The organism is Microbacterium xerophyticum, assembly GCF_053543555.1.
This window is the reverse complement of the sequence record NZ_JBLVOB010000006.1, coordinates 809,213-822,501: the sequence shown is the minus strand read 5'-3', so window position 1 is coordinate 822,501 and position 13,289 is coordinate 809,213. Positions and strand designations below refer to the sequence as shown.

Annotated in this window: 16 protein-coding genes and 1 pseudogene; 8 read left to right on the top strand and 9 right to left on the bottom strand. The window is 66.7% G+C overall.

The genetic code is table 11. The annotated features are described in order from the left end of the window. Window positions 1-29: 29 nt before the first annotated feature. Window positions 30-653 (bottom strand): class I SAM-dependent methyltransferase, encoded by a 624-nt coding sequence (locus tag ACNPNP_RS10695; protein ID WP_448965999.1) that lies wholly within the window; start codon window positions 651-653, stop codon window positions 30-32. A gap of 132 nt (window positions 654-785) precedes the next feature. On the opposite strand from ACNPNP_RS10695, the gene ACNPNP_RS10690 reads away from it, so the two are divergent. Then, window positions 786-1,379 carry a helix-turn-helix domain-containing protein gene (locus tag ACNPNP_RS10690; RefSeq protein WP_448965998.1) on the top strand — a complete coding sequence of 198 codons (594 nt, stop codon included), beginning with the start codon at window positions 786-788 and terminating at the stop codon, window positions 1,377-1,379. 23 nt (window positions 1,380-1,402) lie between these two features. Here ACNPNP_RS10690 and ACNPNP_RS10685 read toward each other — a convergent pair whose 3' ends face one another. After that, window positions 1,403-2,344, bottom strand: a complete 942-nt coding sequence (locus ACNPNP_RS10685; RefSeq protein WP_448711913.1) for a LysR family transcriptional regulator — start codon at window positions 2,342-2,344, stop codon at window positions 1,403-1,405. 124 nt (window positions 2,345-2,468) lie between these two features. Between ACNPNP_RS10685 and ACNPNP_RS10680 the strand changes: the two genes are divergently transcribed. Continuing rightward, window positions 2,469-3,461, top strand: a complete 993-nt coding sequence (locus ACNPNP_RS10680) for a DUF1852 domain-containing protein (protein WP_448965997.1) — start codon at window positions 2,469-2,471, stop codon at window positions 3,459-3,461. A gap of 20 nt (window positions 3,462-3,481) precedes the next feature. Continuing rightward, complete coding sequence (locus tag ACNPNP_RS10675; RefSeq protein WP_448965996.1) at window positions 3,482-4,519, top strand: methionine synthase; 1,038 nt, start codon at window positions 3,482-3,484, stop codon at window positions 4,517-4,519. Window positions 4,520-4,555: 36 nt separating this feature from the next. Here the strand turns inward: ACNPNP_RS10675 and ACNPNP_RS10670 are convergent, their stop codons facing one another. The 4 genes from ACNPNP_RS10670 to ACNPNP_RS10655 all read right to left on the bottom strand — a co-directional run bounded on the left by ACNPNP_RS10670 (window position 4,556) and on the right by ACNPNP_RS10655 (window position 8,061). Further along, the gene (locus tag ACNPNP_RS10670; RefSeq protein WP_448965995.1) at window positions 4,556-5,374 is read right to left on the bottom strand and encodes a hypothetical protein; all 819 of its coding nucleotides are present in this window, start codon (window positions 5,372-5,374) and stop codon (window positions 4,556-4,558) included. Window positions 5,375-5,444: 70 nt separating this feature from the next. Beyond that, window positions 5,445-6,737, bottom strand: coding sequence for a sensor histidine kinase (locus tag ACNPNP_RS10665; protein WP_448965994.1), 1,293 nt, complete (start codon window positions 6,735-6,737; stop codon window positions 5,445-5,447). 16 nt (window positions 6,738-6,753) lie between these two features. Continuing rightward, window positions 6,754-7,431, bottom strand: a complete 678-nt coding sequence (locus tag ACNPNP_RS10660) for a response regulator transcription factor (RefSeq protein WP_448965993.1) — start codon at window positions 7,429-7,431, stop codon at window positions 6,754-6,756. Between the two features lie 54 nt (window positions 7,432-7,485). Further along, a complete protein-coding gene (locus ACNPNP_RS10655) occupies window positions 7,486-8,061 on the bottom strand; it encodes a DnaJ family domain-containing protein (protein ID WP_448965992.1) in 576 nt (191 codons plus the stop codon). Window positions 8,062-8,129: 68 nt separating this feature from the next. Between ACNPNP_RS10655 and ACNPNP_RS10650 the strand changes: the two genes are divergently transcribed. The 4 genes from ACNPNP_RS10650 to ACNPNP_RS10635 all read left to right on the top strand — a co-directional run bounded on the left by ACNPNP_RS10650 (window position 8,130) and on the right by ACNPNP_RS10635 (window position 10,836). Beyond that, entirely contained in the window at window positions 8,130-8,732 is a 603-nt protein-coding gene (locus ACNPNP_RS10650) for a TetR/AcrR family transcriptional regulator (RefSeq protein ID WP_448965991.1), read from the top strand. A 104-nt stretch (window positions 8,733-8,836) separates the two neighbouring features. After that, a complete protein-coding gene (locus ACNPNP_RS10645) occupies window positions 8,837-9,463 on the top strand; it encodes an MSMEG_1061 family FMN-dependent PPOX-type flavoprotein (protein WP_448965990.1) in 627 nt (208 codons plus the stop codon). A gap of 18 nt (window positions 9,464-9,481) precedes the next feature. Beyond that, complete coding sequence (locus tag ACNPNP_RS10640) at window positions 9,482-10,408, top strand: PDR/VanB family oxidoreductase (protein WP_448965989.1); 927 nt, start codon at window positions 9,482-9,484, stop codon at window positions 10,406-10,408. A gap of 56 nt (window positions 10,409-10,464) precedes the next feature. Further along, entirely contained in the window at window positions 10,465-10,836 is a 372-nt protein-coding gene (locus ACNPNP_RS10635) for a hypothetical protein (RefSeq protein WP_448965988.1), read from the top strand. A gap of 30 nt (window positions 10,837-10,866) precedes the next feature. Here ACNPNP_RS10635 and ACNPNP_RS10630 read toward each other — a convergent pair whose 3' ends face one another. Continuing rightward, complete coding sequence (locus tag ACNPNP_RS10630) at window positions 10,867-11,463, bottom strand: TetR/AcrR family transcriptional regulator (protein ID WP_448965987.1); 597 nt, start codon at window positions 11,461-11,463, stop codon at window positions 10,867-10,869. Window positions 11,464-11,497: 34 nt separating this feature from the next. On the opposite strand from ACNPNP_RS10630, the gene ACNPNP_RS10625 reads away from it, so the two are divergent. Beyond that, window positions 11,498-12,439, top strand: a complete 942-nt coding sequence (locus tag ACNPNP_RS10625; RefSeq protein ID WP_448965986.1) for a DMT family transporter — start codon at window positions 11,498-11,500, stop codon at window positions 12,437-12,439. Here the strand turns inward: ACNPNP_RS10625 and ACNPNP_RS10620 are convergent. Continuing rightward, window positions 12,415-13,077 (bottom strand): SRPBCC domain-containing protein, encoded by a 663-nt coding sequence (locus ACNPNP_RS10620; protein ID WP_448965985.1) that lies wholly within the window; start codon window positions 13,075-13,077, stop codon window positions 12,415-12,417. The two genes, ACNPNP_RS10625 and ACNPNP_RS10620, sit on opposite strands and share 25 nt — an antisense overlap. 2 nt (window positions 13,078-13,079) lie before the next feature. Further along, window positions 13,080-13,289: pseudogene (locus ACNPNP_RS10615) on the bottom strand (transcriptional regulator); the annotation flags it as partial.

Below are 13,289 nucleotides of genomic sequence, written 5' to 3'. Positions count from 1 at the left end.
ACCTCCCCCCGCGAAGAGGGAAGGGTGGGTCAGGTGAGTCGGTGGACGCGGACGATCACGTCGCGCAATTGCACCGGGGAGCCGCCGGGACGGACCGTGCGGGTGTGCTCATACGCTGACTCGATCCGCCACTCCGGAGAGTCGAACAGGTTCGTGATCCCCTCCAGCGTTGCCGTCGCTCCCTCGGGATGGTCGTGTCCGTGGTGAACGTCGCGATGCTGGCCGTGGAGGTGCCCCACGATGAGGAGCGCTCCGCCAGGGGCGACCCAGGAGGCGATACGCCGGTACAACGGGAGCTGCCCGATCTGCGCATGCGCGTAGTTGGTGACCACGAGGTCCCAGGTCCGTCCCGGCTCCCACTTCGACAGGTCGGTTTCCACCCAGTCGACGCGCTCGCCCATACCGGCGGCAGCAGCACGGACCCGTGCCTCAGCCAGTGCGGTCGCGGGGATGTCGGCAGCCGTGACCTCCCCGCCTTGTTCGGCAAGCCAGAGTGCTTCGGTTCCTGTTCCGCAGCCCGCATCCAGAACCGTGCCGACGGGCAGATGCGCGGTCTCGGCTGTGAGATAGGGGTTGACCGGGAGTCGGCGTTCGTGGCCAGCGGTGGTGGGACCCCACTGATCCTCCCAGTAGTCCTTGTCGAACTCCGCCATCATGCGCTCGTCCGATCATGATCATGTGTGGTGCGCAAGGCGCAGTCCTCCCGTTTGTCCGTGATGTCAATAACAGGATCACCCAGATCACTCGAGTTGGCAATCTATCTTGCCGAATGGCAAAATAGGGGGATGACCCAACACTTCGATCAGACCCTCGACACGGTGGGCCTGCGCCTGAAGCATCTTCGGCTGCGTCGCGACATCACCCTGACCACACTCGCCGACGAGACCGGGATCTCGACGAGCACCCTCTCCCGGCTGGAAGCAGGCCTTCGGCGGCCGACGCTGGAGCAGCTGCTTCCGCTGGCCCGCTACTACGGCGTCACCCTCGACTCCCTGGTCGACGCGCCCCGCACCGCGAATCCCCGTATCGATCTGCGGCCGATCGCATGCGCTGACGGGTCGGTCATCATCCCGCTCACGCGCCGTCCCGGAGGCGTCCAGGCGTACAAGTTCGTTCTCCCGACCGGGAGCGACGACATGATGCCGGACCTGCGCTCACATGAAGGATTCGACTGGGCTTTCGTGCTCAACGGCACCCTGCGTCTGGTGCTCGGCGACCAGGATCTGCGATTGCAGGCAGGCGAAGCGGCTGAGTTCGACACCCGCACGCCGCACTGGTTCGGGGCCACGAGCGCGGGGCCGGTCGAGTACCTCAGCCTGGTCGGGAGGCAGGGCCAGCGCGCCCATGTGCACGCCTCCAGTGGCGACCACGAACACTGATACGGACTGACCGGCGGACAGGGTCAGCCCAGCAGGGTCACCCCGAATCCGGAGACGACGGTCCGCAGCTCGGCGAGAAAGCGCTGCGCCTGCTCGGTGAGGGGGATCGCCGAGTGACCGATCCACCCGATCTCGATTCGCTCGTCGACATCGAGCGGAATGGCGACGATCTCAGGGTCGAGGTCGTCGCTGATGATGCCTGTCGAGATGGTGTACCCGTCGAGACCGATCATGAGGTTGAAGATGGTCGCACGGTCGGAGACTCGGATCTCCTGCGGGCTCGAGAGGGTGGAGAGGATCTCCTCGGCGAAGTAGAACGAGTTGTTCGCGCCCTGGTCGAACGTGAGCCGCGGCACATCGGCGAGGTCGCCGAGGGTGACGCGATCACGAGAGGCGAGCGGGTTCTTGCGGGAGATGAAGATGTGCGGCTCGGCGACGAAGAGCGGATGGAAAGCGAGCCCGGAGTCCCGCAGCAGCTTGTCGATGACGTTGCGGTTGAAGTCGTTCCGGTAGAGGATCCCCAGCTCGCTGCGGAGGGTGCGGACGTCTTCGATGATGTCCCACGTGCGCGTCTCCCGCAGTGAGAACTCGTACTCGGCCGCCGAGGTCGCCTTCACCATCCGTACCAGCGCGTCGACGGCGAACGAGTAGTGCTGCGTCGACACCCCGAGCAGGCGCCGTGACGGAGGGCGCCCGAGGTATCGCTGTTCGAGGAGCGCCACCTGCTCGACGACCTGCCTGGCGTACCCGAGGAACTCCGCACCGTCGGTGGTGAGCGTCACGCCCCGGGCGGAGCGGAGGAGTAGCACGCGCCCCACTCTGCTCTCCAGATCCTTCATCGCCGCGGACATGGTGGGCTGGGCGACATAGAGCAGATCCGCGGCCGCGCTGATCGATCCCTCCGCGGCGACCTCGATGTAGTAGGTGAGTTGCTGCAGAGTGATGCCGCTCGAGCGCTTAGCCATAGGCTCAGACTATGTCACGGCATAGTCGCAGCACATTTCTCGATGGGCCGCGCAGCCGCCACCATGGAGATACCCCTGTTTGCGAGGCCGAGCCCGGCCGATCAGCTCACCGATTGGCACCTCCATGGCGCACGAATTCACGTTCCGAATCACGAAGACCCGTTTCGACGAGGACTACCGTCCATCGGACGATTCTCGGATCACCACGAATTTCGCCAACCTGGCGCGTGGTGAGCACCGTCAGCAGAATCTCCGCAACGCCCTGACGATGATCGACCGTCGGTTCAACGATCTCGCGGACTGGGACAACCCGAATCGCGGCCGCTACACGGTCGAACTCGAGATCGTGTCCGTCGCGGTGCAGTTCGCCGCAGAGGGTGAGGATCAGGAGTTCCCGCTGCTCGAGGTCCTGGACATCCGGATCCTCGACCGTCTCACCGGAAAGCGGAGTCAGGGGATCGTGGGGAACAACTTCTCGTCCTACGTCCGCGACTTCGACTTCAGTGTGCGGCTGCCGGCGGCCAGTGAGGCCGCGGGCGGGTTCGCCGTTCCCGCCGACTTCGGTGATCTGCACGGCAAGCTCTTCCAGCACTTCCTCGACTCGCCGGCCTACCGGGAGCGCTTCACCGGGTCGCCGGTCATCTGCATCAGTGTCTCGACGAGCAAGACGTACCGTCGCACCGAGAATCACCATCCGATCCTCGGCGTCGAGTACGAGCAGAAGGATCCCTCGCTGACCGACGAGTACTTCGGCAAGATGGGGCTCTCGGTCCGATACTTCATGCCGCGCGGCAGCGTCGCGCCGCTCGCGTTCTACTTCCGCGGCGATCTGCTCGGCGACTACACGAACCTCCAGCTCATCGGCACGATCAGCACGATGGAGACGTTCCAGAAGATCTACCGACCGGAGATCTACAACGCGAACTCGGCAGCGGCGAGCGTCTATCAACCGAGCCTCGAGCAGCAGGACTACTCGGTGACGAAGATCGCCTACGATCGCGACGAGCGCAGCAGGCTCGCGGCCGAGCAGGGGAACTATGCGAACGAACACCTCATGAAGCCGCACGGCGACCTTCTCGAGCAGTGGGCGGCCAACTCCCTCGTTCCTGTCGGATGACCAACGGAGAATCACCGACCATGAACACGCTGCTTCCCACCTCCATCGTCGGCAGCCTGCCGAAGCCGTCCTGGCTCGCCCAGCCTGAAACCCTCTGGTCCCCCTGGAAGTTGGAGGGTGACGCGCTGGTCGAAGGCACGCAGGATGCGCTGCGCATCGCCGTCCAGGAGCAGCGGCACGCGGGCATCGACATCATCAGCGACGGGGAGCAGACGCGCCAGCACTTCGTCACGACGTTCATCGAGCATCTCTCCGGTGTCGATTTCGAACAGCGGGAGACGGTCCGGATCCGCGACAGGTACGACGCGAGCGTGCCGACGGTCGTCGGCGCCGTGAGCCGCGAGAAGCCCGTGTTCGTCGAGGCCGCGAAGTTCCTCCGTCAGCAGACCGATCAGCCGATCAAGTGGGCACTGCCTGGCCCGATGACGATGATCGACACTCTCTACGACCGCCACTACAAGAGCCGCGAGAAACTGGCCTGGGAGTTCGCGTCGATCCTCAATCAAGAGGCGAGGGAACTCGAGGCGGCCGGAGTCGACATCATCCAGTTCGACGAGCCGTCCTTCAACGTCTTCTTCGATGACGTGCAGGACTGGGGCGTGGCAGCGCTGGAGAGGGCCGCTGAAGGTCTGCGCGCGGAGACCGTGGTGCACATCTGCTACGGCTACGGGATCAAGGCGAACACCGACTGGAAGGCGACTCTCGGGGAGGAGTGGCGCCAGTACGAGAAGTCGTTCCCGCTGCTGCAGCGATCGAGCATCGACACCATCTCCCTGGAGAGCCACCACTCCCACGTCCCGCTGGACCTCATCGAACTCATCCGGGGCAAGAAGATCATGCTCGGAGCCATCGACGTGGCCAGTCACACGATCGAAAGCCCGCAGGAAGTGGCGGACACCCTCCGGAACGCGCTCCGGTTCGTCGACGCCGACAAGCTCATTCCGAGCACGAACTGCGGCCTGGCGCCGCTGCCTCGTGACGTCGCGCGCGGGAAGCTTCGCGCGCTCAGCGCCGGTGCCGGCATCCTTCGCGAAGAACTCTTGACCGGGAAGCACTGACCGGCCGGGCTATCGATTGAGCGGGACGTGTCCCGCTCAATCGTCGATGTCGGTGCCGACGACGGCGAAGTCCGCGCTGAAGTCGATATCGATCGAGCGGTTGTCCGAGGTGAGGACCGAGGCGTCGTATGGGCTCACGTCGTCGCCGTCGACGTCGAGGTCCGTGATCGTGCCGTCGGCCTCGGCGAGTGCGGCGGTGACCAGCGAGCGGATCGTCTCGTCGTCCAGGCTCAGGCTGGCGGCCGTGTCGTCGCCGTCGGCCGGGTCGGTCGAGATGACCGAGGCTGCGAGCCCATCGTCGACGCGGACCTCGGTCTCGTCGCCTGCGGCGTTCGTCAACAGCACCTCCCAGGTGCCGTCGTGTTTCGCGTCGATCGACGTCACATCTCCGTCGGCGGCGTCGCGCGCGGCATCCGCGATCTCGATCAGCTCGTCGGCCGACGCTGTTCCGATGCTCGTGCCTGAGCCGCTGCCGTTCGAGGGCGCACCCCCGTCGTCAGCGCTGTCGTCGTGGTCGCTGTCGTCGCGGGACGCATCATCGTCGTGGGCCCCATCGTGGCGGGGGCCGTCGGATACCGATGAACTGTCGTCATCGCCGAACTCGTCGCCGACCGCCGCACCGATTGCGATGCCGCCGCCGGCGAGCAGCACGGCCGCCGCGATGCCGCCTCCGATGAGGAGTGCCCGCTTACGTCCCGGTTTCGCCTCGACGGGAGCCGAGGCCGGTGCCGCCGAGTGCGGCGCCTCGCCGGAAGTCGGCGTCACGGAAGCCGTCTGAGCGTCGGGCCCGGACTCCGGGGCGTGACGAGGGGCGTGGTCGGGAGTCTGGTCTGGGGTGGGTGTCTTGTCGTCCATATGATGATCGTCTCGCGCAGGCACTGAAGCCTTCCTGAAGCGTCCTGAAAGCTTCTTCAGGAACCGGAGATCAGTCGTCGAGTGGAAGCGTGAGCACGAAGCGGGCGCCGCCCCAGCGAGAGTCGTCGACCGCCAGAGCACCGTGGGCGGATCCTGCGATGCCGCGCGCGATCGCGAGGCCGAGTCCGCTGCCCCCGGCATCGCGGCTGCGCGCCTCGTCGAGCCGGACGAAGCGTTCGAAGATGCGCTCGCGCTCCTCGGCGGGGACGCCCGAGCCGTCGTCCTCGACCGTGACGAACACATGTCGATCCGATGGGGTCACGCCGATCGCGATTCGGCCGCGGCTGTGGCGGACAGCGTTGTCGGCGAGATTGCGCACGAGCTGACCCAGCAGGCGCGGGTCACCATGCACGCGCGCCGCGCGGATGCCGGATCCGTCGACCTCCAGCCCCGCCGCACGCAACCGACGCACCTCGCTGAGTGCGATGTCGTCGAGATCCACCGCCTCGCCGTGCGCGCTCGCGCCCTCGTCGAGCCGGGCGAGCAGCAGCAGCGACTCGACGATGCCCTGCAGGCGCAGCCCCTCCTCCGACACGACCTCGGCGAGCTCGCCGATGCTCGTCACGTCGGGGTGCGCCTGTGCGAGCTCTGCATGCTGACGGATGGTCGCGAGCGGGGAGCGCAGTTCATGCGACGCGTCCGACACGAACCGACGCTGCGCGGTGGCCGCGGCATCCAGTCGATCGAGCATGCCGTTCATGGTGGTCGCCAGCGCGGCGATCTCATCTCCCGTCTCCGGCACCGGCACGCGCTGGTGGAGGCGCTCAGCGGTGATGCCGTCGACGTGTTCGCGGATGCGCTCGACCGGGCGGAGCGCGCGGCCGACGACGAGCCACGTGGTCACCGCGACGAGGAGCAGGAGCAGCGGGACGGCGACGGCCAGCAGGGTCGAGACCGTCGTCAGGGTCTCGGCGTCGTCCTCCATCGAGACGGCGAGCACGAGAGTCTGGTCGCCGTCGAGGTCTTCCGAGACGACAAGCATCTGCTCCTCGTCGACGATGAGCGGCTGCGCGTCGTCGGAGACCGCGAGCGCGTTCGATCCCAGTGCTTCGCGGGCATCCTCGCTGGCGGCGCGGACGGACCCGTCTGGTCCGATGAGCTGCACGATCTCGTCGTCGACAGCGTCGACCACGTCGCCGCCGGTGCCGTCGACACGTTCGGCGAGTTCATCGAGGCGCAGCTCAGCCGCGCGCTCCGTGCTGCCATGGATGCTGGTGCTGAGAACGCCGTAGAACGAGAAGGCGCCGACGAGCAAGGCGACCGCGACGACAGAAGTCGCCCCGAGTGTCGTCCTGCCGCGCACCGAGCGCCATCCACGGCTAGCCACCGTCCGCCGCCAGCCGGTAGCCCGCACCGCGGATGGTCTCGATGGCCTCGCGGCCGAACGGCTTGTCGAGCTTACGGCGCAGGTGGCCGACATATACCTCGACGATGTTCGGGTCACCGTCGAAGTCGTCGTCCCAGACGCCGTCGATGAGTGCGCGCTTGGACAGCACCTGGCCACGATGGCGCATCAGGTACTCGAGCACGGAGAACTCCCGAGCGGTGAGCGTGACAGCGTTCTCACCGCGCCAGACGCGGTGCGCTGCGGGATCGAGCCGCAGATCGCCCGCTTCCAGGATCGTCGGGCGGGCGACGGCTCCTCGGCGTACGAGCGCGCGCAGCCGCGCCACCAGGATCGCGAACGAGAACGGTTTCGTGACGTAGTCGTCGGCCCCGGTCTCCAGCGCCTCGACCTGATCCCATTCGCCGTCCTTCGCGGTGAGCATCAGCACGGGCGTCCAGTTCTCCTCGGCGCGCAGCGCCTCGCAGACCTTCCACCCGCTCATACCGGGCATCATCAGATCGAGCACGATCGCGTCGTAGCGTACCTCCCGCGCCCGCCAGAGTCCGTCGACGCCGTTGTGCGCGACATCAACGGCGAACCCCTCGGCCTCGAGACCGCGGCGCACACCCTCGGCCAGGCGCACCTCGTCGTCCACCACCAGGATCCGCATTCCTCCAGTGTGGCCGTTCGACGCTGAATCCGGGCTGAAGCGAGGCGGTGGGCATCAGTGCGATGTCCCGTCGGTACCACGGTGCGCGGTTCTTCTTCGGAAAAGTCGTCGACGACTGCGGTCCCTCGTCTTCGCTTCTTCGCCGGCCTGTGCTTCGGCATCCGCCTTCCTGCGGGCCTCGACGGCACGGGTGGCTCTGCGAGCGCCCCATGCGACCACGGTGGCTTCGACGTCACGCGGCATGGTGATGAGGGGCGGCCCCGCGGGGAGTTGATAGCGGGCCCGGATGACCCGCTCGTTGAACTGCTCCACCTCATGGCGGACGGTCGCTTCGGTCGAGAGCTTGTCGAGTTCTGCATCCAGCGCAGCGTCATCTTTGCGGAGTTGGATGGAAGGCGGCAGCATCACGATCCGCTCCCGCTTCATGAGACTCTTGAGCCACCAATCCGGGTCATGGTGGTCTGGTAGATCCAGCGGCTTGCCGCTACCGGGCAGATCATCGAACTCGCCGCGCTCGATCGCCTTGCGTATATGCATGTCTGCGATCAGCGCGATCGCGACCTCGGTGTCGAACGCGAAGGCGGCCGGGTTGTAGAAAGTGAGAGGCGGGATTGATTCGGGCGGCGTCATCGACTCTCCTTCCGCTCCCTTTGTCAGTCAACTGTATTATGTCACTTGTCTTAAAAAGAGGGGTCAGGATGCCGAAGCAGGTCGATCACCGCGAACGACGCGAGTCCATCGCCCGTGCCCTGTGGGTGATCGCCGACCAGCACGGTTGGGCGAAGACGTCCATGCGCGAAGTCGCTCGGGAAGCAGGAGTCTCGCTGGGGCAGCTGCAGCACTATTTCTCGTCCCGCGCTGAGATGCTGACGTTCGCAATCGAGTTCACCGCCGATCAGACGTCCCGGCGGGTCGCGCAGGGCATCGCCGCACTCGACCACCCCCCGCATCCTCGCGATGTGCTGCGAGTGGTTCTCGTCGAGCTTCTTCCTCTTCGGCCCGACGCCCGGGCCACGAGTCGAATGAACGCAGCGTACGTTCTCGAGGCGATGCACGACCCGGCACTGCATCAGCAGGTCGCGGTCGGGTTACGCGACGGGCGCGCAATGGTCGAACGCCTGATCCGTGAGGCCTTGAGCCGCGGGCAGATACCAGCGAACCGCGATCCGGTGATCGAAACGGATCTCATTCTTTCGTTGACGGGCTTCGCACCGCTTCTTGAACTCGAGGTCATCGAACCGGAGGCGGCGCTCGCGGCCATCGACCAGCATCTCGATCGGCTTTTCGGTCTGGTGCCATAGGCATGCCCGAGCGTCGTATCGATGTATCCGGAGCACAGTCGAGTCCGCGGATGCTGTGCTCGCGCGACGCTGACGCGTTCCGAAGGCTCAAATAGGGTCGCAATATGGACATCTCCGACTTTCCCCCGGTCGATCTTCCGTCTCTCAGGTCGACCCTCGGCGAGCCGGGTGCCCCCACGACGCAGAAGATCACAGATTTCCTCGACGACAACTGTCTGGCATTCCTGGCGCACTCGCCGTTCTGCTGCCTGTCGACGGCGGACTCGGCGGGAAACTGCGACTGCTCGCCGCGCGGAGACTACCCGGGCTTCGTCCGCGCTCTCGATGAGCGCACGGTGGTGATCCCCGACCGGCTCGGCAACAGGATCGCCGATTCGATGACCAACATCCTCGACAACGGGCACGTCGGGCTGCTCTGCTTCGTCCCGGGCATGACCGAGACTCTGCGCATCAACGGCACGGCGACCGTCACGAACGACGCCTCGCTGCTGGCGATGCTGGAGCAGGACCACGCCGTCCCCGATCTGGCGATCGTCATCCGCACCGAGCAGGTGTATCTGCATTGCGGACGCGCGCTGCTGCGCGCCGGACTCTGGGATCCCGAGTTGCAGGATCTCGCGAACGAAGTGCCGAGCTCCGGTCAGATCTGGGCGAGCATGTCCGGATTCGCGCCCGAAGTCGGTGACGACATCAACGATGCGATGGCCAGCGCGTACCGGGCCCTGTACTGAATGCGCTCCCGGGCAGGCATGACGGAACTCGTCGTGCGCGAGATCATCACAGAGACCCCGTCCATCCGCAGCATCCGGCTGGAGTCCCCGGACGGATCGATCCTCCCGCCGTGGCAGCCGGGTTCGCATGTCGACCTCCAGCTGCTCACCCGGCACGAACGTCAGTACTCCCTGTGCGGGGATCCTGGCGACCTCACGTCCTACCTGATCGCCGTCCGCCGCGAACCGCGCTCGCGCGGCGGCTCGCACTACATCCATGGGTTCCTGCGCGTGGGCAGCCGCGTCTGGGTGCGTCCACCGCGCAACCTCTTCGCTCTCGCCGATGCACCCGCGTACCTCCTCCTCGCCGCAGGCATCGGCATCACGCCGATCCTCTCGATGGCGCGTCATCTCGCGGCGCAGGACGCGGACTGGCGGATGACGTATGCGACCCGCCACCGCGATGACATCGCGTTCGCGGACGAACTGGCTGCGCTCGGTGACAGCGTGACGACGCACGTCAGCGGTGAGTCCGGACGGCTCGATCTGCCGGCCCTTCTGTCCGCGCTCGCACCCGGCACCGCGGTCTACGCCTGCGGTCCGCAGGCGTTCATCGACGATCTCACCGGGCTGGCGGGGCTGCTGCCCGAAGGGAGCAGCATCCACGTCGAGCGATTCGAACCTCGACAGCGCGAGCACCGGCCGAACGCCCCGTTCACCGTCGTCTGCACGCGATCGGACCTCACCGTGGAGGTCCCGGCGAAGCGCTCGATGCTCGAGACCCTCCAAGGTGCTGGTGTTCCTGTCGAGGGCTCCTGTCTTCGCGGCATCTGCGGCTCATGCGCATTGAATGTTCTCGAGGGAGAGCCGGAGCACCGCGACTCGCTCAATGGCGATGATCAATCGACGACGATCTACCCGTGCGTCTCCCGTTCGCTTTCGCCGACACTCACCGTCGACGCCTGAGTGCGGGCAGAAGCGGCGCATGGCCGCCCCACAGGTCGGGTCGTTACCCTCGAATCATGCGCCGCATCGTCATCATCCCTCTTGTGCTCGCCGCAGGTCTTCTCGTCTCCGGCTGCTCGCAGGTCGCCCAGGTCGCAGGTGACGCCATGGGCGTCGACGTCGAGGCCACCTGCGCGACGATCGATGACGCGTACGCGCAGTACCAGACGCTGCTCGATCAGGGCGGGGCGTCGGCCGAGCAGGTCGATGCAGCCCGTGACGATCTCGTCGCGACTCTGGACACGCTGGCATCGGACGTCGACGGCCAACTCGGCGATCTCATCCGCTCGGGAGCGCAGCAGATCGGCGGCATGACCGATCTGCAGGCTCCGCAGACGATCGAAGCGATCGACCAGCTCAAGGACTCCGCGTCCGCGTTCTGCGGCTGACCCCGCACCGCGGGCACAGGGGAGGGGTGGTCAGGCGAGCTCTTCGCCCAGCATCCGTTCCGCCAGCCCTCGTGCCACCTCGAACGGCTGGGCGAACGTCTCCATGCCGACCGTGACGATCGCGCCCTCGTAGAGAAGCATCATCGCCCTGGCGGTGGATTCGGCGTCCGCGACACCCCCTTCGCGGCACAGTTCGGTGAAGAGCTCGTAGAGCCAGGCCTTCTGCCGAGCGACCTCGGGAAAGACGGGGTGGCCGTCGTGACCGTCGCCGATCTCGGCGCGGGCGTTGATCGCGCTGCATCCCTTCGGGCTGTTCTCATCAGACCAGCTGATCGCCGCGTCGAACACGGCGAGGATCCGTGCCGCCCCCGGCTCGGGCACGCGCGCGAGGTGCGCGGCGACGTGTGCGCGCCACCTCGCATCCCTGTGCTGCAGATACGCGACGACCAGCGACTCCTTCGATCCGAACCGGTCGTACAGCGTCTTCTTCGTGACGCCGGCGGCTTCGGCGATGGTGTCGACGCCGATCGCGTGGATGCCGTGCTCGTAGAAGAGCCGCGAGGCGGCGTCGAGCACACGAGTTGCACCCGGGGTCAGCGGGGCGAGGTCGGGAATGAGAACGGCCATGACATTGAGTATACCAACCTGTATAGTCGAACAGATGAGTAAACAGGTCGGTATAGTTCACGTCGGCGTGACCGTGATGGCGGGAGCGGGTTTCATCCTGAGCTGGAGCTCGGGCTTCCTCGTGCCGGCGATCGCCGCCGTCGATGTCTCGCCCCTTACCCTGCTCGTGTGGCGCTTCGTGCCGCTCGCCATCGTGTTGCTCGCGGTCGTCGCACTCAGCGGCGCAGGTAGAGGAGTGACGCGGGAAGATGTGCGGCGTCAATCGATCATCGGCCTCTTCGCGCAGTTCGGCTACTGCACCGCGGTGTACGCCGCTGTCGCGGAGGGCGTCGCCACCGGCACGACGGCGCTGATCGATGCCGTGCAGCCGCTCGTGGTCGCGATGCTCGTCGGCCCGCTGCTGGGTCTGCGAGTGCGAGGGGCGCAATGGGCGGGTCTCCTCATCGGCGCGGCCGGCGTCCTGCTGGTCGTGCGCTCGCAGCTCGACGACTCCACGGCGCACCCTGCCGCCTATCTATGGCCGGTGCTGGCAATGGTGTGCCTGATCGTCGGCACTTTTCTCCAGCGGCGATCCGAACCGCGAACGGGAACCCTTGTCACGCTCACCATTCACGTGACCGTGACCGCTGTCGTGCTCGTGCCGGGCGCCGCGCTGTTCGGCGCTCTCGTGCCACCGGCATCCGCCTCGTTCTGGCTCGCCTCCGCTTTCGCTGCACTCTTCCCGGCGCTCGTGGCGTACGGACTCTACTGGTGGTTGCTGCGTCGGGTCGGCATCACAGCTCTGAACGCGCTGCTCTTCCTGGTGGCGCCGACGACCGCGGCGGCAGGGGCGATCCTTCTCGGCGAGCCGCTCACGATCGTCACCCTGCTCGGATTCGCGTTGTGCGGTGCGGGGGTCGCCGTCGTGCTCACGAGCGAGGCGCGCGCCTCACGACCTCGTGCAGTGCGTGATCACGAACCGGGCGTTCCCGTGTAGAACCCGTAGGTCGCGTCGGCCATGCGGGCCGCCGTGCCACGGTCTTCTCCCGCCGCGACATTCGCGTCTGCCCAGCGATCAGACGCCGCGCGGGTGAACGCCTTGCCTTCGTCGGACAACGCCCACTGCTCGGCGTCTTCCGGAGAGACCCGGCCGTCCTGCGCGCCGAGGTGCAGCGCGAGGCCCAGCAGGCTCTGATCCCAGCCCACTCCGGTGGCGCCGGGGCCGAACGTGTCCCATATCTCGGCCGGCACGTCCGCGACACGTGCGGTGTGCTCGAGCTCGAAACGCGTGTGCGCGGGGTCCAGGGCCGTCAGTCGCACCCGAATCCACGAGATGCCGCCGCCGAACTCCCAGGTCGCGTGGTACTCCGCACCGCCGTCAGTCGGCGGCGTGCAGGAGAGGACCTCGCCGCTCGCGTTCCCGGTCAGCTGATAGCGGCCGCCGACGCGGAGATCTCCCGACACCGGCAGGAACCACCGTGCGATGCGATCGGCGTTCGTCGCGGCATCCCACACATCGTCGATGCCGGTCGGATAGTCCTGGGTGATCGTCTGGACCCGTGAAGGCGTTCCGTCGACCTCCTCGGTGCGCAGTGCGCGCGTCACGGAATTGATCTGTTCGTCGATGTCAACCATGGTCACTCCTCATCGTCAGGTGCTGAAACGGGTCTGTGCGTTCGCCGTCCGCGGGCCAGTTCAGTGCCCAGTGCGGCGAGCGGACCGCGCCAGAAGCGCTCGAACGGACTCAGCCATTCGCTCGCCTGCTGGAGTCCCTGCGGATCCACTGCGTACAGCCGTCTGGCGCCCGCGGGGCGCCCGGTCGCGAATCCGTGCTCTCGCAGCACCCG